Raw genomic sequence first — 25992 nt, 5'->3', positions numbered from 1 at the left:
TGTGAGTGGCTCTGCGCCGCCCTGCAGAGCTTGGGGCGGCGCAGGTGGGGATATGATCTAGCGACGCGGCGGAAGCGGCGGCGGGGGCGGTGCGCCCGGACCGCCTTCCAACTCCTGGGCCTGCTCGGAATTACGCCAGGCCTCGAGCCAGGTTTCCTTCTCAGCGCCAGTCAGTTCACGGCCATTGACCCAGACCCGCGTTTCGCCGTCCCGTTCGATAATCCGCACCTGACGGTCTTCATAATGATGGGTGTGGCGCGGGGCGCGGTCCTGTCGGTCTTCGCGCCAGTCTTCGCGCTCTTCACGCAGGTCATGGAGGCTCTCTTCAAGCTCTTCACGCGCTTCGCGAAGCTCCTCGCGATCCTGGCGTGTCAGCGGCACGCGTTCGCCGTCCTCGGTTTTCCAGCCACGTTCCAACGTCCGCTCGATTGCGGCCAGGCCGGATTCAAGTCCCGTTTCCGCCGCCATAAGGCCTGCTTGGGCGATAGAGTCCGCATCAATGGAAATGGACAGCGCATGTCTCTCGCTCTCACGGGCGCGCTCGACGGCCCGACGCGCTTGCCGCTCTGCCCGACGTGCGTGACGGGCGGCGTCACGTTCGGCTCGGGCGGCTGCCCGTTCGGCGTGGCGCAGCGCACGCTCGGCGTGATGTTCGCTATCGGCGACCAGAACTTCGACACGCGCCTGCAGGGCGTCTTCATTCAGGTTGAGCCGTTCAATAGCCATCTGAAAGTCGGAGCCTTCAGAGAACATGGCACTGAGTGATTCACCGAGTTCCTCCATTTCGGATTCAAACGCCTCGAGGTCTTCTTCCGACCAGCTATGGGCGTCAAAGTCGAAATCGAGCGACAGGGACGCGCCGTCGCCGTCTTCCAGCGCATCTTCGATGATGTGAATGGCGTGAGCGCCATCGCGAACGATGACTCGTTCGCCATTCACGATCAGCACATTCTTGTGCCCGTCATCATGTGTGGCGTAGTCGGTCGCAGCGCCGGCAGAGGCGCACGCGACCAGCAGCGGGGCGGCGGTGATCGCAGCGGCTGTCGCAATCCAGTGTTTCATGAGGTGTCCTCCCTGTTGCGGGCACTGTGTCGCCATGCGCCTTACGGCGGTGCGTCCGCAGACTTAAGTTTTGGTCATTTTGTTATGCGGCTGGACAGTCGCCTTGCCCGGCTCTAGCAAGTTCATTGAGGGACAAGACGGAAAAGCAATGATTTCTCGACGCGGAGTATTGGCGGGCCTGACGGCGCTTGGCGCGACCCCGGCCTTTGCAGGCACCATCTCGCTGGATCGACTGGTGGGTGAAAGCCTGGTCCTGGGTTTTCTGGGCAGTACGCCGGATGCGGAAGGCGCGGACCGGATCGAACGCGATCTCGCAGACGGACGTATCGGCGGCGTCCTGTTCCTGCGTCACAATGCGCGCACACGCGATGGCGTGCTGGGACTGGCGCGTCGCTTCCGTGCGGCGGCGCCGAACGCCTGGCTCGCGATTGATCAGGAAGGTGGTTTCGTCCAGCGCCTGACCGATGACATGGGCTTTACCGACATTCCCACGGCCGAACAGCTTCTGGACATGGGGCTTGATTCGGCGCGCGCTGTCTTCGCTCAGGCGGCAAGCGAGCTGGCCGAGAGCGGATTTTCCATGAACCTGGCGCCGGTCGCCGATCTTCAGCATGAAGGCAACCAGGTCATTGACCGTTGGGCCCGCGCCTTTGGCGATGATCCTGATGTCGTGGCGGCCTATTGCGGCGCCTTCATTGATGCAATGGAAGCGGAAGGCGTGGCCTGCGCGATCAAGCATTTCCCCGGCCATGGCCGCAGCCAGGGCGACAGCCATGACGGCTTTGTCGATATTTCCCAGACTTGGGACGAGGTGGAAGCGGCGCCCTTCGCGCGCCTGATCGAGCAGGACAAGGCGCATCTGATCATGGGCGGGCACCTGATCAATCGGCGACTGGACCCGTCCGGTGATCCGGTCACGCTGTCCGCGCCGATCCTGCAGGGGCTATTGCGCGAGCAGATGGGGTATCAAGGCGCGATCATCACGGATGATCTCGATATGGGCGCCATCCGGAATCAGTATTCGCGCGAAGAGGCGATCGTTCAGTCTCTGGCGGCGGGCAATGATCTCTTGCTGATCTCGAACTCGGCCGACGCAGACCCGGACCTGCCTCGGCGCGCAGTCGACTGGGTGGGCGCAGCGCTGGATGAGGGGCGTCTCAGTCTGGATCGGCTCTATCAGGCCAATGCTCACATTCAGACGCTCAAGGCCCATGTCGGGCGGGGCTGACCCCGCCCGGTTTCAGCCCTAGCGGAAACGATAGCTCATCCGAAGTCCCAGCTCGTCCAGCCCCTGATTGCGACCGCTCGCCAGGATCTGCCCGTGGGAATGGTGTTCATAGAACACGCCGGCTGACCATTGATCGTTGAGCGCATAATCCAGCGCAAACCCGGTGCGGAACAGCCAGTCCGAGCCTAGAAGAGCGCGCGTATCCTTGATGCGTTGGGCTTCCACCGGGCCGTCCCGCTCGGGATACACTTCCAGAACGCCGTCATTATAGCTCAGGCCGAACGACGCTTCCGCGGTGAGCCGATCCGTCACGCCGTAATCCCAGGCGAGACCGGCTGTGACCAGATTGGTGTAGCCCTGGGTGCTGATATTGGCGGAGAGGAAGGGGCGGGGGGACCAGACCGGTTCGAGGAAGTCCGGGCTGGAGAACATGAGATCTCCGACGATTTGCGGGCCGTCTTCTGTGTGGTCGGTCAGGTCGTGCGCGGCGACTCCAAGCCGAACTTCCTCGACCCCGAAACCAGGGCTTTGGGCGTGGGCGGTGCTGGTGAGGAAGAGACCGGCTAGCGCGACGGCGATACGGAGCATCATGTCATCCTTCTGATCTTGTCATTCCGAGATACCGCCATGACGAAATGATGACCAGCGTATTGATGACGCGGAGGCGATATTGCTGGGCAGTGTTGTCTCTGTGCCCGGTAACCGCCCCAAAGACAGGCCAGACCCAAATTCCCTATTTAGGGGAATATGTTGAAAGCGGTTCCCCTATCTGGTTATATGGGTGAGCGCAAAACTGTGCGCAAACAGGAGGAGACTTTTATGAAAAAACTGTCTGTAGCCGCGATCGCATCGTCCGCCTTGCTGGGCCTCTCAACTCTGGCGACGGGGTCTGCAATGGCCGATGATTCCATCCGCTGCCAGGAGCAGGCGGAAGAAACCTGCGCGATGTTCGCGCCACGCGGAACCGCCCAATGGGCAGGTTGCGTCGAGAACCTGTTTGCGCTGTGCATGGGGCAGGTGACAGGTGCTGATTTTGATGGCGCCAAAGGCCTTCGCAAAAGCTGCGACTTGTCCTGATATCGCCGTCATTCTGGCGGAAGGGGCGGCTCTGAAGGGCCGCCCCTTTCTTGTTTGGACGCTTACGAAGTGTCCGACACGGTTGCCACGCGTCACCGCATCATCCGCCTATTGCAACAGTTGGCGCACCAGCTGACCGGCCAGATCCGGGCGATCCGCGCTCAGATGCACGATGATGATCATGCCCGTATTGAGTTCATAGATCGCCAGGCTGGCATATCCGGCGATTGAGCCGCCATGCATGATCATATCCAGCCCCCGCGGGTCGCGAATACGCATGGGGCCAAGCGCGCGGCTTCGCCCTTCGCCGCGATCCACCTCTTCGCTGAGCATCAGCTGGCCCAGGTCAGCCAGAGCGCCGTCGGCGGAGAACAGGGCTGTCAGCGTGTCGGCCAGATCCGAAGCGCTTGTGAACACGCCCCCATCCGGGCCGTGATTTCCGATCAGCGCATAAGCGTCGCGATCTGGATCGTTCGGCGCGCCATAACCGTGGATAAGGTCGCGGCCCTCCAATGGCTCATTATAACTGGTCGCTTCAAGGTTGAGGGGTTCGATCAGGCGCCTCTGTAACAGAGTCCCGAAACTCTGCCCGCTCACGGCTTCTGCGATCAGCGCCAGATACTGATAGTTGGAGTTGGAATAGCCATAGCCTTCACCGGGTGGGAAATCGGCGGGACGACCGTGGATGAAACCCAGCGTGCGTTGGGGGGTGTTGCCCTGGACGGTGTTCACAGTCTGAAACCAGACATCGTCATAATAATCGGGGATGCCGCTGGTATGGGTCAGCAGCTGCCTGACGGATGCTTGATCGGCATTGGCGATGCCCTCCACCCAATGGGGTGCAACCAGATCGGCCAAACGGTCGTCAAGCGAGAGCTGGCCGTCACGGATCAGGCTGTGGATGATCGCTGCAGTGTGGATCTTGCCGATGCTGGCGATGCGCAATTGTACCGACTGCGGAATAGGGGCGAGGGTGGTCCGGTCGGTGACGCCGCGGGTGATGATGCGCTTTTCGCCCTGTTCTCTGATCAGAACCACGGCCCCGGATATGCCGTTCTCTACAAGCAGAGCGTCCACTTCCGCCTCGATTTCCGGCGTGGCGGGCAGACGGGCGAATGCGGGAGACGTCAATAGCGTGAGCGACGCAAGAATGAGGGCGCTTAAACGGATCATGAGGAGCTCTTTGCAACTCGGGTCCGGCAATCTAGCAAGCCAGACTTGCTCAATCCCGCCGATTTCAGCGCTTTAAACGCCGAATTTCGGCGAGGCGTTGATGCTAGATGCTCAGGACCGTGCGATCCTTGCGATCGTGCAGCGTGATAACCGGTTGTCCAATCAGGCGATTGCGGAGCAGGTGAACCTGTCAGAAACGGCGGTCCGGCGCCGTCTGACCCGGCTCAGAAGCGAGGGCGTCATCCAGTCGGATGTGGTGGTTCTGGATCGGTCGCGTCTTGGTCAGACCCTGATCGTCGCGGTGACCTTTCATGATGATACGCCCGAAACCTATGAGCGGTTTCGCATCGTTATGGCCGAGGATCCACAGGTGACGACCCTGTATTCGGTAGCAGGGGAGACCGATTTCATCCTGCATGTGCACGCGCCCAGCCTTGAGGCGTACGAGAGCTGGGCCGAGGCGAGCCTGCTGAGCGACCCCACGGTGCGCCGTTATGAGACAACCGTGGTGCTCAGCACCATCAAGTTCACCACCAAAGTGCCGGTCTAGGCGATCAACAGCCTGTTGAACTCTTTTCATCGAAGACGCCCTGTAATCCGACCGGGAAGCTTGAAGCGAAGCCCGGCTTTGTAAGGCGAGTTCGATGCGGCGTGCGCACATTTGCGTGTATGGACACAAAATAAGGTGTGTGCCGACACGATACCAGTAGCCTTGGGGGGGCAATCTGACTGGAATGACTCCCTGTGATGAAACCTGACCGGCCTCGCTCCCCCAAGAAGACCGCTGTGATCGATTTGCGGCTGTCTGACGAACTCAAGCAAGCCTTTGTGGCCCAGTGCCACGAGGATGGTGAGACCGTCAGCGGGGTCCTACGCGGTTTCATCACCGCTCATCTCAGAGCGCGTGCAGAACAGAAAGCCGCTCAGCGGCAACGAAGGAGTTTTATCACCGTGTTTGAATCCCTGCGTATGATCCTGATGTCCGGTACAGCCGGCGGCGCGGCCATTGCGTCGGCTCTCATCATGGCCCCGGTCGCCATCGATGTGCTGTCAGAGGCCCCTGTCGGCGGTCCGATGGCGTCGCGTGAAGCCCCGGCCGAGGGCGCCCGGGTCGCCTTGTTCTCGGTCGTTCCCGGCAGTCCGGCGTCTGGCGTTGAGGTCGCCGAAATGGCGGGCGGTCAGAGCGACGGGGCCGTCTCCCTGGATACGCGTGTCCTGTCGACGCTCTAGGGCGTAATCGCGCAAACAAAAAGGGCGGCTCGATCGAGCCGCCCTTTCCGTCTGTGAGCCTGGTGGCTGAGCTTAGAAGCCCATGCCGCCCATGCCGCCCATGTCCGGCGCGGCAGGAGCCGGCGCGTCTTTCTTGGGCTTTTCAGCGATCGCCGCTTCGGTGGTGATCAGCAGGGAGGCGACAGAGGCCGCGTCCTGCAGTGCGATGCGGGACACTTTGACCGGATCGATGACGCCGGATTTCACCAGGTCTTCGTATTCGCCGGTCTGGGCGTTGTAGCCGAAGTTCGCATCGCCGTTCTCGAGCACCTTGCCCACGACGATGGAGCCTTCGCTGCCGGCGTTCTCGACGATCTGACGGATCGGAGCCTGCAGGGCGCGCGCCACGATGGCGATGCCCTGGTTCTGATCTTCGTTGTCGCCGGTCACGCCTTCAAGCGATTTGGAGGCTTTGAGCAGCGCGATGCCGCCGCCCGGAACGATGCCTTCTTCCACCGCAGCGCGGGTAGCGTTCAGGGCGTCGTCGACACGGTCCTTGCGCTCTTTCACTTCGATTTCCGAAGCGCCGCCGACCTTGATCACCGCAACACCGCCGGCGAGTTTCGCCAGACGCTCTTGCAGTTTCTCTTTGTCGTAATCCGAGGAGCTGTCCTCGATCTGACGGCGGATCTGGTTCACGCGGCCTTCGATGGCTTCTTTCTCACCGGCGCCGTCCACGATGGTGGTGTCGTCTTTGGTGATGTTGACCTTTTTGGCGGTGCCCAGCATGTCGAGGGTGACGTTCTCGAGCTTGATGCCGAGATCCTCGGAGACAACCTGGCCGCCGGTCAGCACGGCGATGTCTTCGAGCATGGCCTTGCGGCGATCGCCGAAGCCCGGAGCCTTGACGGCAGCGATTTTCAGGCCGCCGCGCAGCTTGTTGACCACGAGGGTCGCCAGCGCTTCGCCTTCAACGTCTTCTGCAATGATCAGCAGCGGACGGTTGGACTGGACCACGGCTTCCAGAACCGGAAGCATCGGCTGCAGGGAAGACAGCTTCTTCTCGAACAGCAGGATGTACGGGTCTTCCAGATCCGCGACCATTTTCTCGGAATCGGTCACGAAGTACGGCGACAGGTAGCCGCGGTCGAACTGCATGCCTTCCACGACGTCGAGTTCGGTCGCCAGGGATTTAGCTTCCTCGACGGTGATCACGCCTTCATTGCCGACTTTCTCCATGGCGTTGGCGATCATCTCGCCAATTTCTTTTTCGCCGTTCGCGGAGATGGTGCCGACCTGAGCGACTTCAGACGAGCCCTTGATCGGGGTGGCTGAAGATTTGAGCTGCTCGATGACCACGGAGACGGCCTTGTCGATGCCGCGCTTGAGGTCCATCGGGTTCATGCCGGCAGCGACGGACTTCATGCCTTCGCGCACGATGGCCTGGGCCAGCACGGTGGCGGTGGTGGTGCCGTCGCCCGCTTCGTCATTGGTGCGGGAAGCAACTTCGCGCACCATCTGGGCGCCCATGTTCTCGAACTTGTCTTCCAGTTCGATTTCCTTCGCCACGGACACGCCGTCCTTGGTGGTGCGCGGTGCGCCGAAGGATTTCTCGATCACCACATTGCGGCCTTTCGGGCCCAGGGTGACTTTCACAGCGTCGGCGAGCGTATCGACGCCCTTGAGCATTTTTTCGCGGGCGGAAGCGCCGAACTTAACGTCTTTGGCAGCCATTGTTCGTCCCTATCTAATATGAAGTGTCAGTCGTTGAGCGAAACAGGCGGCGATTAGCCGACCACGCCCAGAATGTCGGACTCTTTCATGATCAGCAGATCCTGACCTTCCAGAGTGATTTCGGTGCCGGACCATTTGCCGAAGAGGATGCGGTCGCCGACCTTGACGTCCATGGCGATCAGCTCGCCCTTGTCGTCACGGGCGCCCGGGCCCACAGCCACGACTTCACCTTCTTGCGGTTTTTCCTTGGCGGTGTCGGGAATGATGATGCCGCCAGCGGTCTTGGATTCTTCCTCGACACGCTTCACCACAACACGGTCCTGGAGAGGACGAAAGTTCATTGCCGGTACTCCGTTTTTGAGCGTCAGCTCATGTGAAGATCTGTTTTGAGCGAACCGGGGCGAAGGCGTTAGCACTCTCTCGCCCTGGCTGCTAACAGCCGCGGAGGTAAGAGGCGGGGCGTGACCCGTCAAGAGCGCCGGGCGACATTTTTCCGCCCCTTTTTTCAGCTTCATCGGGGCGGGTTCAGTCTGGGTTCATGCGCCCGTCGCGCATATTTGATAAGATTGAGCTATCGAAGCGCGGAACTTTGATATTAAGTCCGCGTTTTAGGGGACGCTTACGGGAGAGAATTATGATGTTTCGTTCTTTGATCGCGGCTGTCATGGCCCTGGGCTTGGCTGCGGCCTGCACCACCACCGACCAATACGGCAATGTGACCCGCAACAATACCGGCACCGGCATTCTGGCCGGCGCGGCTGCGGGCGCGCTTCTGGGCACGCTGGCGGGCGGTGATGATCGCCGCAATGCGCTGATCGGCGCAGGCGTCGGCGCTCTCGCCGGCGGCGGCATCGGCAATTACATGGACCGCCAGGAAGCGGCGTTCCGCGAGCGCCTCCGCGGTTCGGGCGTGACCGTGCGCCGCGTCGGCAACGATCTGTATCTGGTCATGCCGGGCGATGTGACCTTCGCGACCAACTCCGCTCAGATCGATGGCCGTTTCGGCCCGGTGCTGAACGATGTGGCGGATGTGCTGATGACCTATCCGGCCACCTATGTGGACGTGATCGGCCACGCCGACAGCGTGGGCGATGCCAGCTACAACCAGACCCTGTCCGAGCGTCGCGCCAGCTCTGTTGCCGCCGAGCTGATCGCCCGCGGCGTTATGCGCGACCGTCTGTATGTGGCCGGCATGGGCGAAAGCCAGCCGATCGCCTCCAACGAAACCGACTCGGGCCGCGCGGCCAACCGCCGGGTCGAGATCAAGATCGCCCCGCACACCTCGTAATTAACGAGGCGGTTCACCGCGATTAACCGAAGGCGCGTCCGCATGTGCGGGCGCGCCTTTGCTTTTTCCGTTTGTCCACGGCTTACAGCGTTAACGTTCTGACAAGTCCTGTTAACGCAGCCTATGATCGCCGAAATGGGTGTGATTCGTTGCGCTTAGACCGAAGCGGTCCAGGCGGCGACATTCAGGAGCGATGATGCCGCGCGCAAGCGACATACTGGTGATCTTAACCTATGCGATGGTCGCCATCGTCGCCGCGCTTGCGTTCGATCGTTTCGGGCTGATGTCGGCCGAGCTCGCCTGGATGATGGGCGCGCTGGTCTTCCTGATTGGCGGGCAGGTTCACGCCTCGGTCGCTCGTGCCGAAGAACGCAAGGTTTTCGAAGACGAAATTCACCAGCTCAAGGCCGCCAACCTGACCATGCTTGATGAGTTGAGCAGTGCGCAGGACCGCATCGACGAGCTGGCCGAAACCGCGTCCGCAAGCCGTCCGCCGGTCCCGTCGGCCGAGCCGGGCTCGGCGCTGGAGCTGAGCCAGCCGCTCGCCGAAACGGCGGATGCGCATGGCGCGGATGAGCAGCTTGTCGCGGAAATCCTGGCGCGGCTGGACGGGGGGCGCAGCGCCCCGCTGGCGGATCAGGACGCGGATGCCGCCGAGCTTGTGCGTCGCGCGCTCGATGACAACCGGGTCGATCTGTACCTGCAGCCTGTCGTCGGTCTGCCCCAGAGGCGCACCTATTTCTATGAAGGCTATACCCGCATTCGCGATGAGAACGGTCAGGTCATCGCGCCGGGCAAGTTCCTGGCGGCGGCGGAAGAGGCCGGCCTGATCACCGATGTGGACAATCTGCTGCTGCTGCGCTGCGTCCAGATCGTGCGCCGCCTGACCAAGTCCGATCGCCGGGTGGGCGTGTTCTGCAATGTCTCCATCCGCTCACTGGCGGACGAGGACTTCTTCCCGGCCTTTCTCGACTTCCTGCGCCGCAATTCCGATCTTGCGGGTGCGCTGATCTTCGAGATGCCGCGCGCCCAGTTCGAGAACCGCTCCGCCACGGCGGCGCGCAACATGGCGCGGCTGGCTGATTTCGGCTTCCGCTTTTCTATCGACCAGGTGTCCAGCCTCAACATCGATCTCGCCGAGCTGCAGCGCGCCGGCGTGCGCTTCATCAAGGTGGCGGGCGATCGTCTGATCGCTGCGGCGCATGGCGCTGAACCCATTGCCGGTCGCGAACCGGGCGCGCTGCGCCCGGAAGACGTGGCGGGCCTGTTCGCTCGCTATGGCGTGGATCTGGTGGCCGAGAAGATCGAGGCCGAGAGCACCGTCGTTGAAGTGCTCGATCTCGATGTGGCCTATGCGCAGGGCCATCTGTTCGGCGCGCCTCGCCCCGTGCGTGACGAGGTGCTGAGCGAGGCCGACAACAAGCTGCGTCGCGCCGCCGGTTGATCTGCAAAAGTCCGCCCTGTTACGCTTAGTCATTGTTCACGCAACGCCGGAGGATGATCCATGGCGATGCAAGACACCGACCCGGACACTCCGAGCTATCAATTGCCTGGCTGGTTGCGCATGGCGCATCTGGGCTTTGGCGCCCTGGCGCTGGTCACCGCAGTGTTCCTGCCAAGCGCCTCTGTGCCCGTCGCCTTCGTGGCCGCCTTGATGGCGTTCGCGCTGCTGCAGATCGCCAATGCGCTTCATTTCAGAGGCGGTCTGGCGTCTCCGGCGCGCTGGCGGTCGCGGGTCTTTGTCTCGACCTCGGTCAGCAGCCTGGGCGTCATGGCATTGGCGCTTCGCTATGCGATCGTCCTGGGCCTGTTCAGCTAAAGTCGCCCCATGAGGTCGGCTCCAAGATTCATTTGACCGCATGGCGGGGCTCACATAGTCCACGGCCATGACCGATTTCCCGCATCTTTCCGACCTCGCCAATGATTACGACGCCATTCTGTGTGATGTCTGGGGCGTCATTCGCGATGGCTCGGACCTTTTGCCCGAAGCGCTGGAGGCGCTGCGCCAGTATCGAAAACAGGGCGGCGTGGTGATCCTGGTGTCCAACTCGCCGCGCCGGGCTTCTTCGCTGGAAAATTTCCTGCATCAGATGGGCGCAGGCGACGAGGTCTGGGACGGCGCGGTCAGCTCGGGCGAAGCCACGCACGCGCTCTTGAAAACGCGCGCACCGGGGCCGGCCTTCAAGCTGGGCCCGGACTGGGACGACGCGCTTTATGAAGGCACCGGGCTGGAATTCGCCAAGCTCGAAGACGCCGCCTTCATCAGCTGTACGGGCCTGTTTGATTGGGAAAACGAAACCCCGGACGAGTACACCGACCTTCTGACCGAAGCGAAATTGCGCCGGCTCGATCTGGTGTGCGCCAATCCTGATATCGTCGTCCAGTTCGGCGATGGCCTGCGCTATTGCGCGGGCGCCCTGGCGGAGAAGTATGAAGACATGGGCGGCAAGGTCATCATGGCCGGCAAGCCGCATCCGCCGATCTATGATCTGGCCTATGGCGCGATCGAGCGCCTGCGCGGCGACGCGCTCGACAAGTCTCGCATTCTGGCCATTGGCGACGGTCCGGTCACCGACATCAAGGGCGCGCAGGCCGAATGCGTGGACGCGCTCTTCATTGCCGGCGGCATTCTGGCCGAACAGTTCGGCGGTGATTTCGACCCGCACAAAGCGGCCGCCCTCCTGAAGGAGGACGGCCTCTCCGCGCGCTTTACAGCGCCCAAGCTGGTCTGGTGATCAGCCCTCGATTTCCCAGGCGCCGTTCACGGTGATCGAGACCACCAGCTCGCCGCCCGAAACCGGGGTGGAAGAATCCTCCATCGCCATGGCGCGCGAGAACATCACCGGCTGCGGCGCATAGCCGCCGCTTTCGGAGAAGCTCAAGAGCCGTGTCACGGTGAACCCGCCGGCCTGGGCATACAGATCGCGGGTCTCGTAAAGCTCCGCCACGGCGCGGCGACGTGCTTCGGCTTCGGCCGCATCCGCTTCCGAGCTTGAGAAGGTCACGCCGTTGAGCGAGTTGGCGCCGGCCTCGAACAGGGCGTCGATCGCAGGGCCCACATTGTCCATGCCGCGCACCAGCGCCGTCACGGTATTGCGGGCGCTATAGCCGGTGATCTGGCGCGTGCCGCCCTCCCGCGAGGAAGGCTGGGAATAGATCGGGCTGACATTGAGCTGGCTGGTCTGGATGTCCTGGGCTTCGACGCCGGCCGCTTCCAGGGCGGCAAAAACGCCCTGCATGCGCCGCGAATTGGCGCGCAGCGCGTCGGCCGCAGATTGCGCTTCGGTCACCACGCCGGCAGACACCTGGGCCTGGTCCGGGCTGATGCGGACCTCGCCGGTGGCGGACAGGTTCATTTGCGCGATCTGCTGCTCGGCGGGCGCGGTTTGCGCCAGGGCCTGGGCCGGCAGAACGGTGGAGCCCAAAAGGGCGACGGTCAGAAATGCAGTGCGGATCATAATAGCGCTCCCAGTCTGTGTTAAATTCATCAAAGCCCCGCCAAGCGACAGGCTCATGGCTGAAACGCGGTGGTTTCATGGCCGTTCCCTGAACGGATATTCAGCTGCGTCCCGCCGTCATCCCTGCTTTGCCAAATTCGCCTCACGCGCTATCAAGCATCCAAGCTGATTTCTCAGCGGGCCTGTAGCTCAATTGGTTAGAGTCGGCGGCTCATAACCGCTTGGTTGGGGGTTCGAGTCCCTCCGGGCCCACCATTTCCATAATGCCTGGACCTAGAACGTCACTGTCCGGAAGGTCAGCGACACGCGGCGAGTTCTGGGCTGGCGCACGCCCTTGATCACATCGGATTTACGCGCCGGAATTTCGTGGCTCCAGTCATAGCGCGCTTCACCTGACAGGATCAGGAGTGAGCGGGGTTCCAGTCGCAGACTGATACGATCATCCGTGTGCGTGTTCCGCAGATCCATCTGCGTGCTGCCGGTCAGGCTGAGGGAGGCGATGGCGGGACCAAAGCAGGGCGCGCAATCGATAGGGGCCGATATGCCTTGCCCTGGCTCATATTCATCGATGATGACCTGATCGGGGATGGCGTCAAACTCGGCTATTTGAGCGATGTTTTGAGCGAGGGGCGCGAGCCAGTCAGGCAGAGGCCCGAGCCGCATATCCGGGCTCACGGTCCGGGCGCGGTAATCATAGCCACAGCCATAGTGCTGGACCCGGCGTTTGAGGTCAGAGCGCCAGGGCTGGCCATCCACCGTCGCAAGCAAGGCTTCAGCGGTTTGGCTGAAAATGTAGGAGTTCAGAAGACGCGCGCCGTGAGGGAGCCTTACTCCTCCGAACCGATGAGTTTGATCTCGGTTTGGCGGCCGTCGAGGAAGCGGACGGTTTCACCGTCGAAGAAAGCGTCTTCCTCGGTGCGGAAATCCACCACCTGGCCGCCCCATTCGGGCACCGCGTTGTAGGAGGTCAACTCGATCGACCAGGCGGTGTTCGCGTTGATCGGCCCGGCGCCGCGCGGATCGGCGTCCTGATTGTCCCAGAAGCCGATGGCGGGGCCGGCGCCATGGCCGTGCGTGCCGATAGGGTGGGAATAGATCGACGGGTCGAGCCCTTCCGAGATCGCTTCGGCGCGCGCCCGCGCCAATACCTCATTGCCGCTCAGCCCTGTTTCAAAGTGCGACATCAAAATGTCCTGAACCCGATTGCTGGCGGCGAGGCCTTGCTGCAGGCCTTCTGGCGCTTGGGTCTCGCCGGGTTTGAGCACATAGGCGAGATGCTGGGTGTCGGTGCTGAGGCGCAGATAGGTGATCCCGAAATCGGTCCACAACAGGTCGCCCGGTTCGATCACCGTGTCGCCGCGTAGCATGGCGTCGGCGCCTTCGCGCTGGATGCCGATGGAGGGGTGGAACCAGGGCGTTAGGCCCAGGCGGGACACTTCCTCGCGATACCACCAGACCACATCGTCGGCGGTGGTCACCCCCGGCGTGATCACGGCGTCCGACAAGGCGCGGTCGATCAGGGCATGGGCGATGCGCACCACGCCGGGATAGATCTCGAGCTCGGACGGGGTGCGGGTTTCCAGCCAGCGGACGGCGAGCGTTTCACCCGAGACGATGCGCTCGTGATAGTCGGCGGGCAGGGCATTCATCATGAGCCGGTGCTGGCTGAGGGTCATGCCGTCGCCAAAGGCGGTCAGATCGGAAAAGTTGATGGCGATATTGGCCGGGTCGCGGTCTGCGATGATGTCGGCCACGGCCTGCCACTGGTCCGGTTCTTCGTCGGGGTTCCAGGACGGCTCGAACAGGCCCGCCAGACCATAGCGGCTGACCGTCAGCCGTTCGATGGGCTGGCCGTCGCCGGGATCAGAGAAGATGAGGATGGTGCGGCGGCGCGCCGCCATGCTGCGCGCATCCAGCAGGCTCTCGACCACGGGCTCTTCGAAATACTCCCGCGCCATCAGCACCCACATGGACACGCCCTGTTCGCGCATAATCTGCGGGATGATCGTGTCCAAGCGCTCTTCAAGAATGCGGTCGATCACAACGGCCCGGTCACGCAAGGGGAGGATGGGCGGAAGCTCGGGATCGCTCACTTCGGTGTCGCGCAGGGGGTAAACCGGCGCAGACGGGTCTTGCGCCAGCGCCGACATCCCCGTCATGAGCCCGGCCAGCGTGACAGTCAGACAGAGGGCGAGCGGTGTTTTCAGGCATGTCATGGCGGGCGCTTTCGGTGTTGAAGGCGGATTGATGAGGCGTTGCGGAATAGCCGGACGGCTCTTGAGCGGCGGGCGAGAAATGCATCATCACGGCGCAGCGGTCGTATTGTCCAGTGACCGGACAAGAAACGCCCCCTTGCAGGCGGGCTGCAAAGGGGCGAACTTGAAGCCTGATAATTGGGTTCGGGATCAGGCGAGCGCTGTCCGTCCGCCATCCACATTCAGGATGGTTCCCGTCATCCAGCTTGATTCATCCGACAAGAGGAAGCGGGCGAGGGCGGCCGGGTCCTCGGGCTGACCCAGGCGCTGCAGGGCGTGGCTCTTGGCGATGCCGTCGCGCATGGCGTCACTCTTGAGTACCGATGAGGCGAGCGGCGTGTCGGTCAGGCTCAGAGCAATGGCGTTGACGCGCGTCTTGGGCGCGTACTCAGCGGCCAGCTGACGGGTTAGCGCTTCGAGCGCGCCCTTGGCCGAGGCGATGGCGGTATGGTTCTGAAAGCCCTTCTGGGCGGCGACGGAGGAGAACAGCACCATGGCGCTGTCCTTGCCCATGCGCTCGCGGCTGGCGCGGGCGGCGTTCAGCGCGCCGATGACATTGACGTCAAAGGCGTGGCGCATGTCCTCTGCGGTGACGCGGCGCATGGGTTTGAGATCAATCGTGCCTACGGCATAGGCCATGCCGTCCAGCGCTTCCGGGCCTTGCCCGATCGCCTTTTCAACCGCATCGCTGTCGGTGGCGTCGGCGACGGCGTAGCTCGCGCCAATCTCCTCGGCGAGTTCGGACAGGCTGTCTTCCGTGCGCCCGATCAGGTGAACTTCGTGACCATTGGAGGTGAGGCTGCGCGCCAGCGCCGAGCCGACACCGCCTGCACCGCCGAAGATTGCGTAGCTCGCCATGATTGTCTCCTCGATTGGCGTCTCTAAAGTCCGGTTACGAAGCGGGCGATCCGCCTCTCAGACCCTAAGCTGTATCGATTGCGGTGCAGAAAAAGGGGGGCGGGCCTAATCTTCGCTTGCGCGTGAAGTGAAAAGCATAAAGCGCTGCGCGAGATGAAAGGGCCTGGAGTTCAGCGATAAACGCCGACCCGGTCTGTCCACAGGCGGACATTGATATGTGTTGGCGCGGCGGTCAGTAGAGGACCGAAACGGCCTTGGCGTTGACGAACTCCTTCATGCCGAAGCCGCCATGCTCGCGGCCATAGCCGGAGTTCTTCACGCCGCCGAAGGGCAGGTTCGGGGTGGCGATATCATAGCCATTGATCATGACCATGCCGGTGTCGAAATGGTCACGCGCCAGCTTCATCGCCTTGTCTTCATCCTTGGAGAAGATACCGCCGCCCAGGCCATAGCGGCTGTCATTGGCGATGCGCATGGCGTCCTCATCGTCCTTGGCGCGAATGACCGAAGCGACCGGACCAAACAATTCGTCGTCATAGGCGGGCTGGCCCGGTTTAACGTCCACGAGCACCGTGGCGGGATAATAGGCGCCTTCGCGATCGGGGACTTCGCCGCCACACAGGGCGCGCGCCCCCTTTTCAAGGCTCTCGCGGACCTGCTCGTGCAGCTGGTCACGCAGTTCGGTGCGCGACATCGGGCCGAGCTCGGTGTCGTCCTTCATGGGATCGCCCAGCTCGATCTCGGTCATGGCCTGAGCATAGCGCTCGACGAACGCGTCATAGTGCTTGTCGGTGACGATGAAGCGCTTGCCGTTCACGCAGGTCTGGCCGTTATTGAACAGGCGCGCCTGCACGCAAGTCTTCACCGCAAGTTCCAGATCGGCGTCCTCAAGGATGATGTAGGCGTCGTTGGAGCCCAGCTCGAGCACGGTCTTCTTCAGCGCTTCGCCGGCTTTGGCCGCGACGGTCTTGCCCGCGCCTTCACTCCCGGTCAGAGTGACGCCGCGCACCTTGTCGTGGGCGATGACGTCATCGGACTGATCGTGATCGATCAGCAGGACGGTGAACAGATCCTTGGGCAGACCGGCTTGCTCATAGAGCTTTTTCAGGAAGAGCCCGCTGCCGGTGCAGGACTCGGCGTGCTTGAGCAGGACGCCATTGCCCGCCATCAGATTGGCGATGGAATAGCGCACGGCCTGATAGCACGGGAAATTCCACGGCTGGATGCCATAGACCACGCCCACCGGCGAATAGGTGACAAGACCCTTGCCGTTGGGGCGATCACGCGTTTCATCGGCCAGCTCGGTCGGGCCTTCATCGGCGGTGTACTCACAGATCTGCGCGCACAGATCGATTTCGGCCTGACCGTCCTTGAAGAGCTTGCCGGTTTCGCGGGTCATCAACTCGGCGAAGGCGTCCTTGTTGTCGCGCAGTGTTTTGGCAATCTCGCGGATGATGCGCGCGCGATCCTTGAGGCTTTTTAGGCGCCAGTCCTCATAAGCGGTATGGCAGCGCGCGATCGCCGTTTCGACCTCATTGTCCGACATGAGGTCATAGTGCTTGAGCGTTTCATTGGTGGCGGGATTGATGGTCGTGAGTTGAGCCATGGGGAGCCTCCGCATTTTGCGTTTTCGCATTAGGGGAGAAACGCCCTTGCGCGCGCAGATGTTCCATCGCGCGTGACATAATCGCAGAAGAGGGAGGGGAATGCGGGATAGTGTTTGGCGTGGCTCAAGACCTATGCCGCGTCCTTGAGCCTGGCGAACAGGCGGTCACGCTTGGCCAGATGGGTTTCAAGCGGCAGGCCGTCAATTGTCGGCGTCGCCTTGGCGGTCACACCGTCCACAGCGCCGGCATTGAGCGCGGCGGACAGGCGGTGGCATTCCCGCGCATCGCTGACCGCATCACGCCAGACTGGCGCATCATCGGGGGCGATATGGGCCATCGCGGCTGCGAGCGCGTAGCTGGTCCAGTGACTGACGCCGGTGACGATCAACGCATCCGCGCCTGTGGCGCAGGCGATGGTCTGACCCTGGTCGATATGGGTGAAGAGCGCGGATTTGGGCAGGGCGCCCATGCCGATCTCATTACCGCCATCCCCGGCCGCGAGACGGGTATAGCCCGAACGCGGTGCAAAGACGCCATCAAAGGCGAGGGTGTGTGCGCTCAGATCCCGCGCGCGCATGGAATAGCAGCGCCCGTCGATCGCCCGGCCCGGCCGCTCGATGGCGAACACGGTTTCCACCCCGCGCGCCTTGAGGGCGGGGTCCAGCGCCTCGACAGTGTCAGGCGATAGAAGCCTGTCTGTCGGCAGGCCCGCCTCGGCCACCAGATGGTCCAGAACAGGCGCACAGGGCGCATCGGTGACGATCACGACCTCACGGCCCAGGGCGCACAGCGCTTCGGCGATCGCCAGCACCGCCAGCGGCCCGTCCGTTTCGGCGGCGGGGGTGTCAGCGTGGGCCACATAAAATCCGGTGAACAGCGCGACGGGGCTGCGGGTGTGCGCCAGATGGCGCGCCGCCCGCTCCAGTCCGCCCGCCGCAAAGGGGGCGAGCTTGTCCGCCCCGCGGCTGGCGCCCAGCGCCAATTCCGCCTCCAGCGCTGTGAACAGCGCGACGCGCTCGACGGAGGCGTCTTCAGAGACGGGGGCGTAGGGCATCAGCCTGGGTGTCCTTTCGACATGCGCAGCGCCTCGCCGCTGCGCAGGATGACCACCATCACCCCTGCGACCCATGTCAGGCAAGCGGCAATAAACAAGGCCGGGCTCCATTCGGTCGGTTGACCGGCGATCCAGGCGGTCGGGGTTTCAATGCCCAGCGGGGTGAACAGGTGAAACACGATGGCTCCACTCATCACCCCCGCCGCCAGCAAACCGCCCAGAGTCTGACTCAGCGCTGCGTGTCGCGATTGGCGCGTCGTCAGACGGATGAGCACTGGAACGCCCAGCAACAGAAGGGCGGCGCTCAGCTCCGCCACGCCGATGATCCAGGGACCGGCGGGATAGAACAGATCGATCCCGGACCAGTCGCGCAGGGTTTCAAAGATGTGCCGGGGCGTTTCATGCCCGGTGAACTTGAAGCGCAGGGAATCCACAAAGATCGCGGAAATCCAGAGGCCCAGCCCGTAGGCGGCGATTTTACGAAGAACAGACCCAGCCATATCTGTCGCCTATTCGTCCACGAGGCCGGGATAGTTCGCATTCGCGCTTTCGATATGGCCGGGAATGTCCGCGGTCCAGCGCTCCTGGATCTGGCTATTATAGTTCAGGTACAGGACGCCATCGACAATGTTCCAGACCTGGGGGTCGCCCTTGGCGGTGTAGCCTTCGGAGACGGCCCAGGCGCAGTATCCGCCATAGGCCGGGGCATAGGCCTCCGGGTCGGACAGGAACAGGTCGAGATTGGCCTGGCTGGCGAAGCGGAATTCGGCGCCGCGCCAGTCGGTGGAGAAGGCGCGCTGGCCGCGAACCGCTTCGCCCTCGGTGTGATAGGCCACCGCGTCATAGCCGCCGACAGCGGTGTTGCTGAAGCGTCCGGTATAGATCGGGTCTTCGGCATGAGCGGCCGCGGCGGGCAGGGCGGCGCCCGTAACAGCCAGGGCGGCGGCGAGGAAAACGACTTTACGCATGATCAGCTCCCATCTTTCCGGCCAGAGCGCCGGCCCGGTCAGACATACGCCAGCTTCAGCGTAACCGCTCTACACACGCTTGCACGACTGCGTGAGCGCGGAGTGATCACACTTCGTGACACACCAAGGCTGGCGTCTGGGCGCTGGCGCGCCTAGATGTGCGCTCAACACGACACGACAGAATGCAGGAGCCCGATATGGCCGAAGAGATGAGCACCGCGGTCGAAGGCGAGACCAAGGCCGAGGCCTATGTGCGGATTGGCAAGGAAGTCGCCGCCATTGTCGCGGGCGAAACCAGCCCCACGGCCCGCTACGCGACGGCGGCCTGCCTGTTGGCGCACAATTTCGGCCCGCGCTTTTTCTGGACCGGTTTTTACGTGGTCGACCCGCTCAAGCCGCAAGAGCTGGTGGTGGGCCCCTATCAGGGCACGCTGGGCTGTCTGCGCATCCCGTTTGGCCGCGGCGTGTGCGGCGCGGCGGCGGCCAGCGGTGAAACCCAGCTGGTGCGGGATGTGGAAGCCTTTCCCGGCCATATCGCCTGTGACAGCCGGTCGAAATCGGAAATCGTCGTCCCCGTTTATGACGCCGAAGGCGCGCTGGCGGCGGTGCTGGACGTGGACTCCGCCGAGCTCGACGCCTTCGACGCTGATGATCAGGCAGGCCTGGAAGCGATCTGCAAAACCCTGCTGACGGCCTAGAACAGCCCCAGGAACTTGCGGCGGCGCGGCTCTGATGGGGCCGCGTTAGCGCCCGTCGTGTCCGACGTCTGTGCCGGGCTGACCTCGGGCGCGCGTTCGGCTTCGCCCATCAATGCAATGCGTGATGTCTCGGTCATCCGGGGCGGGGCCGGGGCGCAGACATCGGCGTCGCATAGGGCGGCGTCCATGCCCGTCAGGCCCGCCGTATAGCCCGTGGAACCGCCCGAATACGCCGACAGGCCCATACGCGTGCGCACGCTGTCGCGAAAGGCGTCGGCGCGGCTGCTGAGACTTTCGGCGCGTTCCTGGTTCTCCTGAAGCCGGGACAGGTCCGCAGGGCGCGGCGCGCGGACGGCCGTCGCCACATCATCCAGCCGCGCGCGAGCCAGGGCTTCACGAGCGCGTTCAATGTTCAGGCGGGTGGGATCATTGCTCATCATCGCCTCCTGTTGGACGTGTGAGGGCCGAGGGCAGTTTACGATTTTTTAGCATACCACTCAAACCCGCCCGTGCGCGAGATCATTGCGACGTCGACTTCGCCGCCCACGCCGGTCTGGGTCTGGTGCAAATCGCTTTTGAGAATGTTGAGCTCCACCAGGGCCTTGGCGGTCTCACCCATTTGTTTTTTACCCGAGGCGGCCACCACCGCAATGAACGGGTCGATAAATTCTTCCTGCGAGATGGTGCGCGCGGTGTGGATGTATTCCGCCGACAGGGAGAGCAATTCAGAATCACGCATCTCGCCCATCACGCGGTTGACGGTCGCGTCATCGAGCCCCGCCTTGCGCAGGGCGATTTCGCTGGCGGCCTCGTTTGTGACCATGTTCATGGAGGCCATCACATCGAACATGTACGGATGCACGCCGCGCAGGAAGGCGTGGGTCATTTCCGCCTGGGCGAAGGTGCGCAGATAGGCGTTCGGGCCGTTCTCGACCCCCACCTGGGTCGTTTCGTCATGGGCGCGCTTGATGACGCCGTCCACCATGATCGAGGTGTAGTAATGGCAATAGACCGGGAAGACATCGCTTTCGCCAAAGCCGGCGAAGACCAGCCCGGCATAGGGCTCGAGGAAGGCCGGCTTGGTGATGATCATGTAGGCGAAGTCAAAGAGCTTGTTGCGAATGGCGTCCTGCAGCCCGAATTCGCCGAGCGCTTCGCCGATCAGCGCGTCCAGCATGCCGGCATAGCGGTCATAGAACCGATCGCGATCAAGATCTGAAAACACGTCGAGGCTGGCGCGTTCCGCCCCGTTCTCATCCTGCAGAAGATGCGCCCGGTACAGATCCAGCGCGCCTTCAAACGCGGCGGCGTCGGTGTCGTACTGGTTCGGCGCATGGGTGCGCAGATTGCGCGCATGGTTGAGCACGGTCAGCATCGCCGCCCGCATCAGGTCTTCGAGCTCCTCACGCTCCTCCTTTTCGGGGAAGAGCTGGCGATTGTTGTCGATGAAGGCGAAGAAGGCGTCCGCGCACGCCTGCACGCTGTCAAAGTCGAGCTCGCCATGATCGCGCTTGAAAGCGTGGGCGATGTGCGACCAGGACCGGCCCAGCACATCCCCGCGGGAATACACCATCAGCGCCATGTTGGGGCCGAGCTGGAGGATTTTCTCCGCTTCCAGCGTGACGACCGAGCCCGGCCCGCCGCCATAGGTGACAGCGCTATCGGCGGCCAGCACGACGGCCTGCCGGTTCATGATCATGACTTCCGATGTCATCGCCGCCCATCCCCCTCGGTTCTGACGCGCGCGCCTTTAACCCAAACCGCCTCAGGCCCCCTCGACCTGCATCGCAGTCATTCATTTTTGACTGGCGGCCATACGCGATGCTGTTAACAGAACGTTAGCGCTCGGAGGCGTGCCTGTTAAGCTGCACACCATCAATTTCTCCAAGCGCCCGGGATTTTGCGACATGAATGACACGACCGCCTCGACGCCGCGATGCTATTTCGCCTTCCGCAGCCCTTACTCGCGTCTGGGCCTGCACAAGCTGGCCAAGGCGGGGTTTGACGGCGAGCTGGTCATCTTCACGGGGCCGCCCGATGACGCGGCGTTCTATGATCCGACCACGAACAAGTACAAGCTCGCCTATTATCAGCAGGACGTGTTCCGCATGACCGTGCGCATGGGCTTGCCGCTGGCGCTGCCCGACCCGTTCGATCCCGACTACCGCCTCGCCAATCTCAGCTTCATCGCCGCACAGAATGCGGGCCAGGGGCTCGATTTCGCGATCGCGGTCTCGGATGCGCGCTGGGGCGAGGGCAAGAATATTTCAGAGCCCGGCGTTCTCGCTGGCGCGGCCAAGGCGGCGGGCTGGGACGGTTTTGACGCGCGCGCCATCGGCGCGGACACATCCCTGGCCCAGACCATCAAGGACCAGCGCGCCCTGATCGAGGCCGACGGCGTGTTCGGCGTGCCCTTCCTGGTGGACGGACGCGACAAGTATTGGGGTCAGGACCGCTTCGATCTCTGGCTCGAAGAGAAGGCGGGGTAGGGGGAAGGTTCTCCCATGGGGCCCCGGGTCAAGCCCGAGGACCGAGATGTTGAGCATAACCTCTCGGCCTTCGGACTTGATCCGGAGGCCCAGACTGTCCCTGCCATACAACACGCTGTCATCCCGGCCCTGAGCCGGGATCTACTGGCTTCGTTTCTGTGATCAGAACAGAGTGGTTCCGCCAGATCCCGGATCGCCTACGGCGTCCGGGATGACAGGGGGGGGAATGAAGTGAACTTCGGCGACCGACTCTATGCGTATTGCCTACGGGCATTGGGCGTTGAAGGTTGCGGAAACGCTCGCTTCTAACGAAGCTTCCGGGACGGAGTCGTTTGGTCGAGATGATCTTTGTGCCGCATAGTCTTGGCTTACCAGGCTAAGAGTATGATTGTCCGCACTGCCATCAGTTTCTAGCCTGAGCAGTTCAACAGAAGTCAGGCGATCCAGATGGCATCCGGTTGACAAGGCGACCAGTTCCGCCTGTTCCCGAGCGTCGGCGGTCGCCCCTTCAACCGCACGTCTTTCAGTGTCTGGTGTCGGGTCCATACTCATATTTACATAAGCGTAGATCTCCAGATCTGAATTGGTGATGTATTCGTATGCTGCCTGGGCTTCTGCGGCTGAGCCTTCAAAGAAACGCACAATAGGAGTACGCTCAGGAGCGGAATCAGGACTGCTAACGGGTGGGTACAGAACCCACCCACTGTTCTGCTCTGAGTTCTCGGTTCCTGACACTCCAGTCTGTTCCATCAGCTCAGACTCAAACGCATCCCAGTCAAAATCGGCGTCAATCATTCCGTTGACATATAGCGTTCCGGACTGAGCCGCTTGCCCTACGAAAGCATTTCCTCTGACTTTGATTTCAAGCGATGATGTCGAAGCTGCCGATTGAGCGAGTGCGGGTGTAGCCCAAATTGCGCAGCCTGCTAGAAGCGATAGTCCTAAAGTCTTGATCATATCCCACATCCCCTCCTGCGTGTGTGCGCACACTCTAGAAGCGGCCCGCGCTCGCGCAAAACAAAAACCCCGGAGCGCCGCTCCGGGGTTTTCGCGTTTCGTCTGACGGAAGACCTACTCTTCGTCATCCTCGGCCAGTTCGCGACCGAAGAAGTCGTAAATCGTGGTCCACAGATGGCGTTGCAGGGCGGGCGGGCGCACGCCGTGACGCTGACCGGGATAGGTCATCATCTCGAACAGCTCGCCGCGTTCCTGCAGCTCGGAATAGAGCCGGGTGGAATGGTCGAAGGTGACATTGTCATCGGCCATGCCGTGGATCATCAGGGTCGGGGTTTCATAACCGTCGAGATGAGCAAAGGCCGAACCCTCGAAATAGCCGTCCTCGTTGGCTTGCGGGGTGTCCATATACCGTTCGGTGTAATGGGTGTCGTACAGCGACCAGTCGGTCACCGGTGCACCCGACACCGCGGCGTCGAACCGGCCCGGCGCCTGCAGCGTGGTCATCAGCGTCATGTAGCCGCCATAGGACCAGCCCCACAGACCGATGCGGTCATTGTCCACGAAATCGAGGCTTTCGAGATAGTCGAGACCTGTCAGCTGGTCGCGTACCTCGACCGTGCCCATGCGGTCATGCAGCTCGGCTTCAAAGGCATGGCCCCGGTTCCAGCTGCCGCGATTGTCGAGCTTGAACAGGATATAGCCCTGGTCGGCGAACAGCTGGTCGCGGGCGCCGACCCAGCCCTTGGAAACAGTCTGCACGTGCGGACCGCCATAGACCTGCACGATGGCGGGGCAGGGATTGGCCGCCGAGCAATGGTCCGGCTTGAGCATGGACCAGTAGAGCTCGGTCTCCCCGTCATCGGCCATGATCGTGCCGAATTCGGGCACGAGATGGCTCGCCAGGAAGGGCGCATAGGGGTGATCATCGTCGATCGCGTTTTCCTCGATCCAGGCCACGCGCTCGCCCGAAATGTCGTAAAGTGCGGTTTGCGCCGGCGTCGTCGGGTCGGAATAGGTCCCGATAAAGCCGTCACCACCCTGGCCCAGGCTTGCGCTCCAGCGGCCTTCGCCTTCGGTGATTTGCACCGGCTCGCCGCCTTCAAACGGCACAGCGTAAAGATGGCGCTCCAGCGGGCTTGTCACCCAGCCTTCGAAATAGACCGTTTCGCCGTCTTCAGACAGACCGGCCAGATCATCAACCACCCACTCGCCGGAGGTCAGCGCGCGGGCCTCGCCCTGCGCACTTACATGATAGACATGGCGGAAGCCGGTGCGTTCGGAGGTCCACAGAAAGCCGCCATCCTCCAGCGCGGTGAAGTCGTTGGTGAGGTTGATCCAGGCGCCTGACTGTTCGGTCAGCACGATATCGGTCGCGCCGGTCTGCGGGTTCGCGGCCAGGATATCCAGCACGGTCTGGGCGCGGTTCTGGCGCTGGGCGTAGAGCGTGCCGCTGTCCTGGCTCCAGTTCACGCGCGCCAGATAGATGTCGGTTTCCGAGCCCAGATCGACCTGGGTGCGTTCTCCGGTCGCCACATCGATGACGTGAAGTTCGATCAGCACATTGTCCGTGCCGGCGCGGGGATAGCGTTGCTCGGTCACGGTGACGCCCTCGGCGTTGATGCCGAAGCGGGGCACGATTTCCACCGGCGTCTCGTCAATACGCGCGGCGGCGACATAGCGGCCATCCGGGCTCCACCAATAGCCGGTATAGCGCTGCATTTCTTCCTGGGCGACGAATTCGGCCACGCCCCAGCTGATCGCGCCGCCGCCTTCATTGGTCAGGGCGCGCTCCTCGCCGGTGTCCAGATTGTGGACCCAGAGATTCTGGTCACGGATGAAGCTCACATAGGCGCCGTCCGGGCTGACGCGGGCGTCGGTCTCGAACGCTTCGGTCTGCATCAGCCGCTCGGCTTCGCCGGTGTTCACATCCACATAGAAGACATCGCCGTCGAGCGGCACGAGGATGGCTTCGCCCGTCTCGTCCCAGTCATAGCTGACCACCCCTGAGGTGGAGATGCGGGCGCGCTCGCGATACTGGATTTCCGCTTCGGAGAGCTCGCGCTCATCGGGCGCCAGCACGGCGGAATCCACCAGCATGTAGGTCCGGCCATCGCTGAGATCCATCGCCCACAGATCGGTGACCGTGCGGTCGTCCGCCTTGGGGCGCAGGAAGGTCACGCGCTCGCCATCGGGCGAAAAGCGCAGGCCGCGCGGGGTGGCGCCGGACAGGCTGACCGAGCCGAACACATCATCAATGCTCAATGCGGCGCTGTCAGCGGGTTCGGGCTGGGCGGGGACGGAGCTCCCCGAAGTGGTGGCGCAGGCGGTCAAGGCCAGCAGGCACACGCAGGTGGACAGGGCGTGGCGCATGAGAACTCCCCTTCTCTTGTTCTGTCGGGCGCGAAGCTAATGGGTGAGGGGGCGAGGGACAATGTCTGGCGCCGTGTCGTAACCGATCTTAAGCACTTCGCGCCCAGACTGGCGAAGTCCGCATCTCAGGATTTGCCGGAGGCGCTCATGCCTTTGTTCACAGCTCTCGCTCTCTCCGCCAGCCTCGCCGTCAGCGCGCAGGGCCAGCGGTTTCCCGTCATCGATGTGCCCAATGATCCGGCGGCGCGCTATGACGTGCTGATGCTGGTGCCGATCCGCGGCGGCAATCTCGAGATCGTCACCCGCCGCGTGGGCCGTCGCGGGGAGACCTTCGTGCAGCGCGAGATCAACTGCCGCCAAGGCCTCGTGCGCTATCTGGGGCAGGGCCATACGGTGGACGAGATGAACCGGGACCACCGCAATTACCATTTCGAGCCCATCGACCCGAACGCCATCTCCGGCCATATCGCCGAATACGCCTGCGAGAATGTGGAGCGGCCGGAGTAG

Annotated in this window: 28 protein-coding genes and 1 tRNA gene; 12 read left to right on the top strand and 17 right to left on the bottom strand. The window is 62.7% G+C overall.

Going from position 1 to position 25992, the window contains the following annotated elements; translation table 11 throughout:
- Positions 1 to 57: 57 nt before the first annotated feature.
- Positions 58 to 1062 (bottom strand): hypothetical protein, encoded by a 1005-nt coding sequence (locus RBA95_RS10710; protein WP_306016846.1) that lies wholly within the window; start codon positions 1060 to 1062, stop codon positions 58 to 60.
- Positions 1063 to 1210: 148 nt separating this feature from the next.
- On the opposite strand from RBA95_RS10710, the gene RBA95_RS10705 reads away from it, so the two are divergent.
- Positions 1211 to 2290, top strand: coding sequence for a glycoside hydrolase family 3 N-terminal domain-containing protein (locus RBA95_RS10705; protein ID WP_306016845.1), 1080 nt, complete (start codon positions 1211 to 1213; stop codon positions 2288 to 2290).
- An 18-nt stretch (positions 2291 to 2308) separates the two neighbouring features.
- Here RBA95_RS10705 and RBA95_RS10700 read toward each other — a convergent pair whose 3' ends face one another.
- The gene (locus tag RBA95_RS10700; RefSeq protein WP_306016844.1) at positions 2309 to 2878 is read right to left on the bottom strand and encodes an acyloxyacyl hydrolase; all 570 of its coding nucleotides are present in this window, start codon (positions 2876 to 2878) and stop codon (positions 2309 to 2311) included.
- A gap of 159 nt (positions 2879 to 3037) precedes the next feature.
- On the opposite strand from RBA95_RS10700, the gene RBA95_RS10695 reads away from it, so the two are divergent.
- Positions 3038 to 3367, top strand: a complete 330-nt coding sequence (locus RBA95_RS10695) for a hypothetical protein (protein WP_306016843.1) — start codon at positions 3038 to 3040, stop codon at positions 3365 to 3367.
- Between the two features lie 108 nt (positions 3368 to 3475).
- Here the strand turns inward: RBA95_RS10695 and RBA95_RS10690 are convergent, their stop codons facing one another.
- Complete coding sequence (locus RBA95_RS10690) at positions 3476 to 4540, bottom strand: serine hydrolase (RefSeq protein ID WP_306016842.1); 1065 nt, start codon at positions 4538 to 4540, stop codon at positions 3476 to 3478.
- Positions 4541 to 4640: 100 nt separating this feature from the next.
- Between RBA95_RS10690 and RBA95_RS10685 the strand changes: the two genes are divergently transcribed.
- Entirely contained in the window at positions 4641 to 5090 is a 450-nt protein-coding gene (locus RBA95_RS10685; RefSeq protein WP_306016841.1) for an Lrp/AsnC family transcriptional regulator, read from the top strand.
- 236 nt (positions 5091 to 5326) lie between these two features.
- Positions 5327 to 5770 carry a hypothetical protein gene (locus tag RBA95_RS10680; protein ID WP_306016840.1) on the top strand — a complete coding sequence of 148 codons (444 nt, stop codon included), beginning with the start codon at positions 5327 to 5329 and terminating at the stop codon, positions 5768 to 5770.
- Between the two features lie 72 nt (positions 5771 to 5842).
- Here the strand turns inward: RBA95_RS10680 and groL are convergent, their stop codons facing one another.
- Together groL and groES are read right to left on the bottom strand one after the other, a co-directional pair.
- Positions 5843 to 7483: a chaperonin GroEL gene (gene groL / locus RBA95_RS10675; RefSeq protein WP_306016839.1), complete on the bottom strand. Its 1641-nt coding sequence runs from the start codon at positions 7481 to 7483 to the stop codon at positions 5843 to 5845.
- Between the two features lie 53 nt (positions 7484 to 7536).
- Complete coding sequence (gene groES / locus RBA95_RS10670; RefSeq protein WP_009801580.1) at positions 7537 to 7824, bottom strand: co-chaperone GroES; 288 nt, start codon at positions 7822 to 7824, stop codon at positions 7537 to 7539.
- Between the two features lie 293 nt (positions 7825 to 8117).
- Here groES and RBA95_RS10665 point away from each other — a divergent pair, with 293 nt between their 5' ends.
- The 4 genes from RBA95_RS10665 to RBA95_RS10650 all read left to right on the top strand — a co-directional run bounded on the left by RBA95_RS10665 (position 8118) and on the right by RBA95_RS10650 (position 11506).
- Entirely contained in the window at positions 8118 to 8771 is a 654-nt protein-coding gene (locus tag RBA95_RS10665) for an OmpA family protein (RefSeq protein ID WP_306016838.1), read from the top strand.
- A gap of 196 nt (positions 8772 to 8967) precedes the next feature.
- Complete coding sequence (locus RBA95_RS10660) at positions 8968 to 10215, top strand: EAL domain-containing protein (RefSeq protein ID WP_306016837.1); 1248 nt, start codon at positions 8968 to 8970, stop codon at positions 10213 to 10215.
- A 60-nt stretch (positions 10216 to 10275) separates the two neighbouring features.
- Positions 10276 to 10590, top strand: a complete 315-nt coding sequence (locus RBA95_RS10655; RefSeq protein WP_306016836.1) for a hypothetical protein — start codon at positions 10276 to 10278, stop codon at positions 10588 to 10590.
- Positions 10591 to 10657: 67 nt separating this feature from the next.
- Entirely contained in the window at positions 10658 to 11506 is an 849-nt protein-coding gene (locus tag RBA95_RS10650; RefSeq protein WP_306016835.1) for a TIGR01459 family HAD-type hydrolase, read from the top strand.
- On the opposite strand, the gene RBA95_RS10645 is transcribed toward RBA95_RS10650, so the two are convergent.
- The gene (locus tag RBA95_RS10645) at positions 11507 to 12229 is read right to left on the bottom strand and encodes an SIMPL domain-containing protein (protein WP_306016834.1); all 723 of its coding nucleotides are present in this window, start codon (positions 12227 to 12229) and stop codon (positions 11507 to 11509) included. It lies immediately after the preceding gene.
- Positions 12230 to 12407: 178 nt separating this feature from the next.
- Here RBA95_RS10645 and RBA95_RS10640 point away from each other — a divergent pair.
- A tRNA-Ile gene (locus tag RBA95_RS10640) sits at positions 12408 to 12484 on the top strand.
- 18 nt (positions 12485 to 12502) lie between these two features.
- Here the strand turns inward: RBA95_RS10640 and RBA95_RS10635 are convergent.
- The 7 genes from RBA95_RS10635 to RBA95_RS10605 form a co-directional block, all read right to left on the bottom strand.
- A complete protein-coding gene (locus RBA95_RS10635) occupies positions 12503 to 12997 on the bottom strand; it encodes an alpha-ketoglutarate-dependent dioxygenase AlkB (RefSeq protein WP_306016833.1) in 495 nt (164 codons plus the stop codon).
- 59 nt (positions 12998 to 13056) lie between these two features.
- The gene (locus tag RBA95_RS10630; protein WP_306016832.1) at positions 13057 to 14445 is read right to left on the bottom strand and encodes a M24 family metallopeptidase; all 1389 of its coding nucleotides are present in this window, start codon (positions 14443 to 14445) and stop codon (positions 13057 to 13059) included.
- A 189-nt stretch (positions 14446 to 14634) separates the two neighbouring features.
- The gene (locus RBA95_RS10625) at positions 14635 to 15342 is read right to left on the bottom strand and encodes an SDR family NAD(P)-dependent oxidoreductase (protein WP_306016831.1); all 708 of its coding nucleotides are present in this window, start codon (positions 15340 to 15342) and stop codon (positions 14635 to 14637) included.
- Between the two features lie 232 nt (positions 15343 to 15574).
- Positions 15575 to 16948, bottom strand: coding sequence for an NAD-dependent succinate-semialdehyde dehydrogenase (locus RBA95_RS10620; RefSeq protein WP_306016830.1), 1374 nt, complete (start codon positions 16946 to 16948; stop codon positions 15575 to 15577).
- Positions 16949 to 17079: 131 nt separating this feature from the next.
- Complete coding sequence (locus RBA95_RS10615) at positions 17080 to 18003, bottom strand: glutamate cyclase domain-containing protein (protein WP_306016829.1); 924 nt, start codon at positions 18001 to 18003, stop codon at positions 17080 to 17082.
- Positions 18003 to 18503: a hypothetical protein gene (locus tag RBA95_RS10610; RefSeq protein WP_306016828.1), complete on the bottom strand. Its 501-nt coding sequence runs from the start codon at positions 18501 to 18503 to the stop codon at positions 18003 to 18005. Before RBA95_RS10610 ends, RBA95_RS10615 begins: the two co-directional genes overlap by 1 nt.
- Before the next feature lie 9 nt (positions 18504 to 18512).
- Positions 18513 to 18971, bottom strand: coding sequence for a YHS domain-containing (seleno)protein (locus RBA95_RS10605; protein ID WP_306016827.1), 459 nt, complete (start codon positions 18969 to 18971; stop codon positions 18513 to 18515).
- Positions 18972 to 19168: 197 nt separating this feature from the next.
- Here RBA95_RS10605 and RBA95_RS10600 point away from each other — a divergent pair, with 197 nt between their 5' ends.
- The gene (locus tag RBA95_RS10600) at positions 19169 to 19669 is read left to right on the top strand and encodes a GAF domain-containing protein (RefSeq protein WP_306016826.1); all 501 of its coding nucleotides are present in this window, start codon (positions 19169 to 19171) and stop codon (positions 19667 to 19669) included.
- Here the strand turns inward: RBA95_RS10600 and RBA95_RS10595 are convergent.
- Positions 19666 to 20106, bottom strand: a complete 441-nt coding sequence (locus RBA95_RS10595) for a hypothetical protein (protein WP_306016825.1) — start codon at positions 20104 to 20106, stop codon at positions 19666 to 19668. The genes RBA95_RS10600 and RBA95_RS10595 overlap by 4 nt on opposite strands.
- 38 nt (positions 20107 to 20144) lie before the next feature.
- Positions 20145 to 21383 carry a hypothetical protein gene (locus tag RBA95_RS10590; RefSeq protein ID WP_306016824.1) on the bottom strand — a complete coding sequence of 413 codons (1239 nt, stop codon included), beginning with the start codon at positions 21381 to 21383 and terminating at the stop codon, positions 20145 to 20147.
- Between the two features lie 193 nt (positions 21384 to 21576).
- Here RBA95_RS10590 and RBA95_RS10585 point away from each other — a divergent pair, with 193 nt between their 5' ends.
- Positions 21577 to 22158, top strand: coding sequence for a 2-hydroxychromene-2-carboxylate isomerase (locus tag RBA95_RS10585; protein WP_306016823.1), 582 nt, complete (start codon positions 21577 to 21579; stop codon positions 22156 to 22158).
- Between the two features lie 264 nt (positions 22159 to 22422).
- Here the strand turns inward: RBA95_RS10585 and RBA95_RS10580 are convergent, their stop codons facing one another.
- On the bottom strand, positions 22423 to 23115 hold the full coding sequence (locus RBA95_RS10580) for an SIMPL domain-containing protein (RefSeq protein WP_306016822.1): 693 nt from the start codon (positions 23113 to 23115) through the stop codon (positions 22423 to 22425).
- A 114-nt stretch (positions 23116 to 23229) separates the two neighbouring features.
- The gene (locus tag RBA95_RS10575; protein ID WP_306016821.1) at positions 23230 to 25485 is read right to left on the bottom strand and encodes a S9 family peptidase; all 2256 of its coding nucleotides are present in this window, start codon (positions 25483 to 25485) and stop codon (positions 23230 to 23232) included.
- 147 nt (positions 25486 to 25632) lie between these two features.
- Here RBA95_RS10575 and RBA95_RS10570 point away from each other — a divergent pair, with 147 nt between their 5' ends.
- The gene (locus RBA95_RS10570) at positions 25633 to 25992 is read left to right on the top strand and encodes a hypothetical protein (protein ID WP_306016820.1); all 360 of its coding nucleotides are present in this window, start codon (positions 25633 to 25635) and stop codon (positions 25990 to 25992) included.

It is taken from the genome of Oceanicaulis sp. MMSF_3324 (assembly GCF_030733545.1).
GTDB lineage: Bacteria > Pseudomonadota > Alphaproteobacteria > Caulobacterales > Maricaulaceae > Oceanicaulis.
Note: the sequence above shows the minus strand (reverse complement) of the source record. Positions and strands in the feature narration are given on the sequence as shown.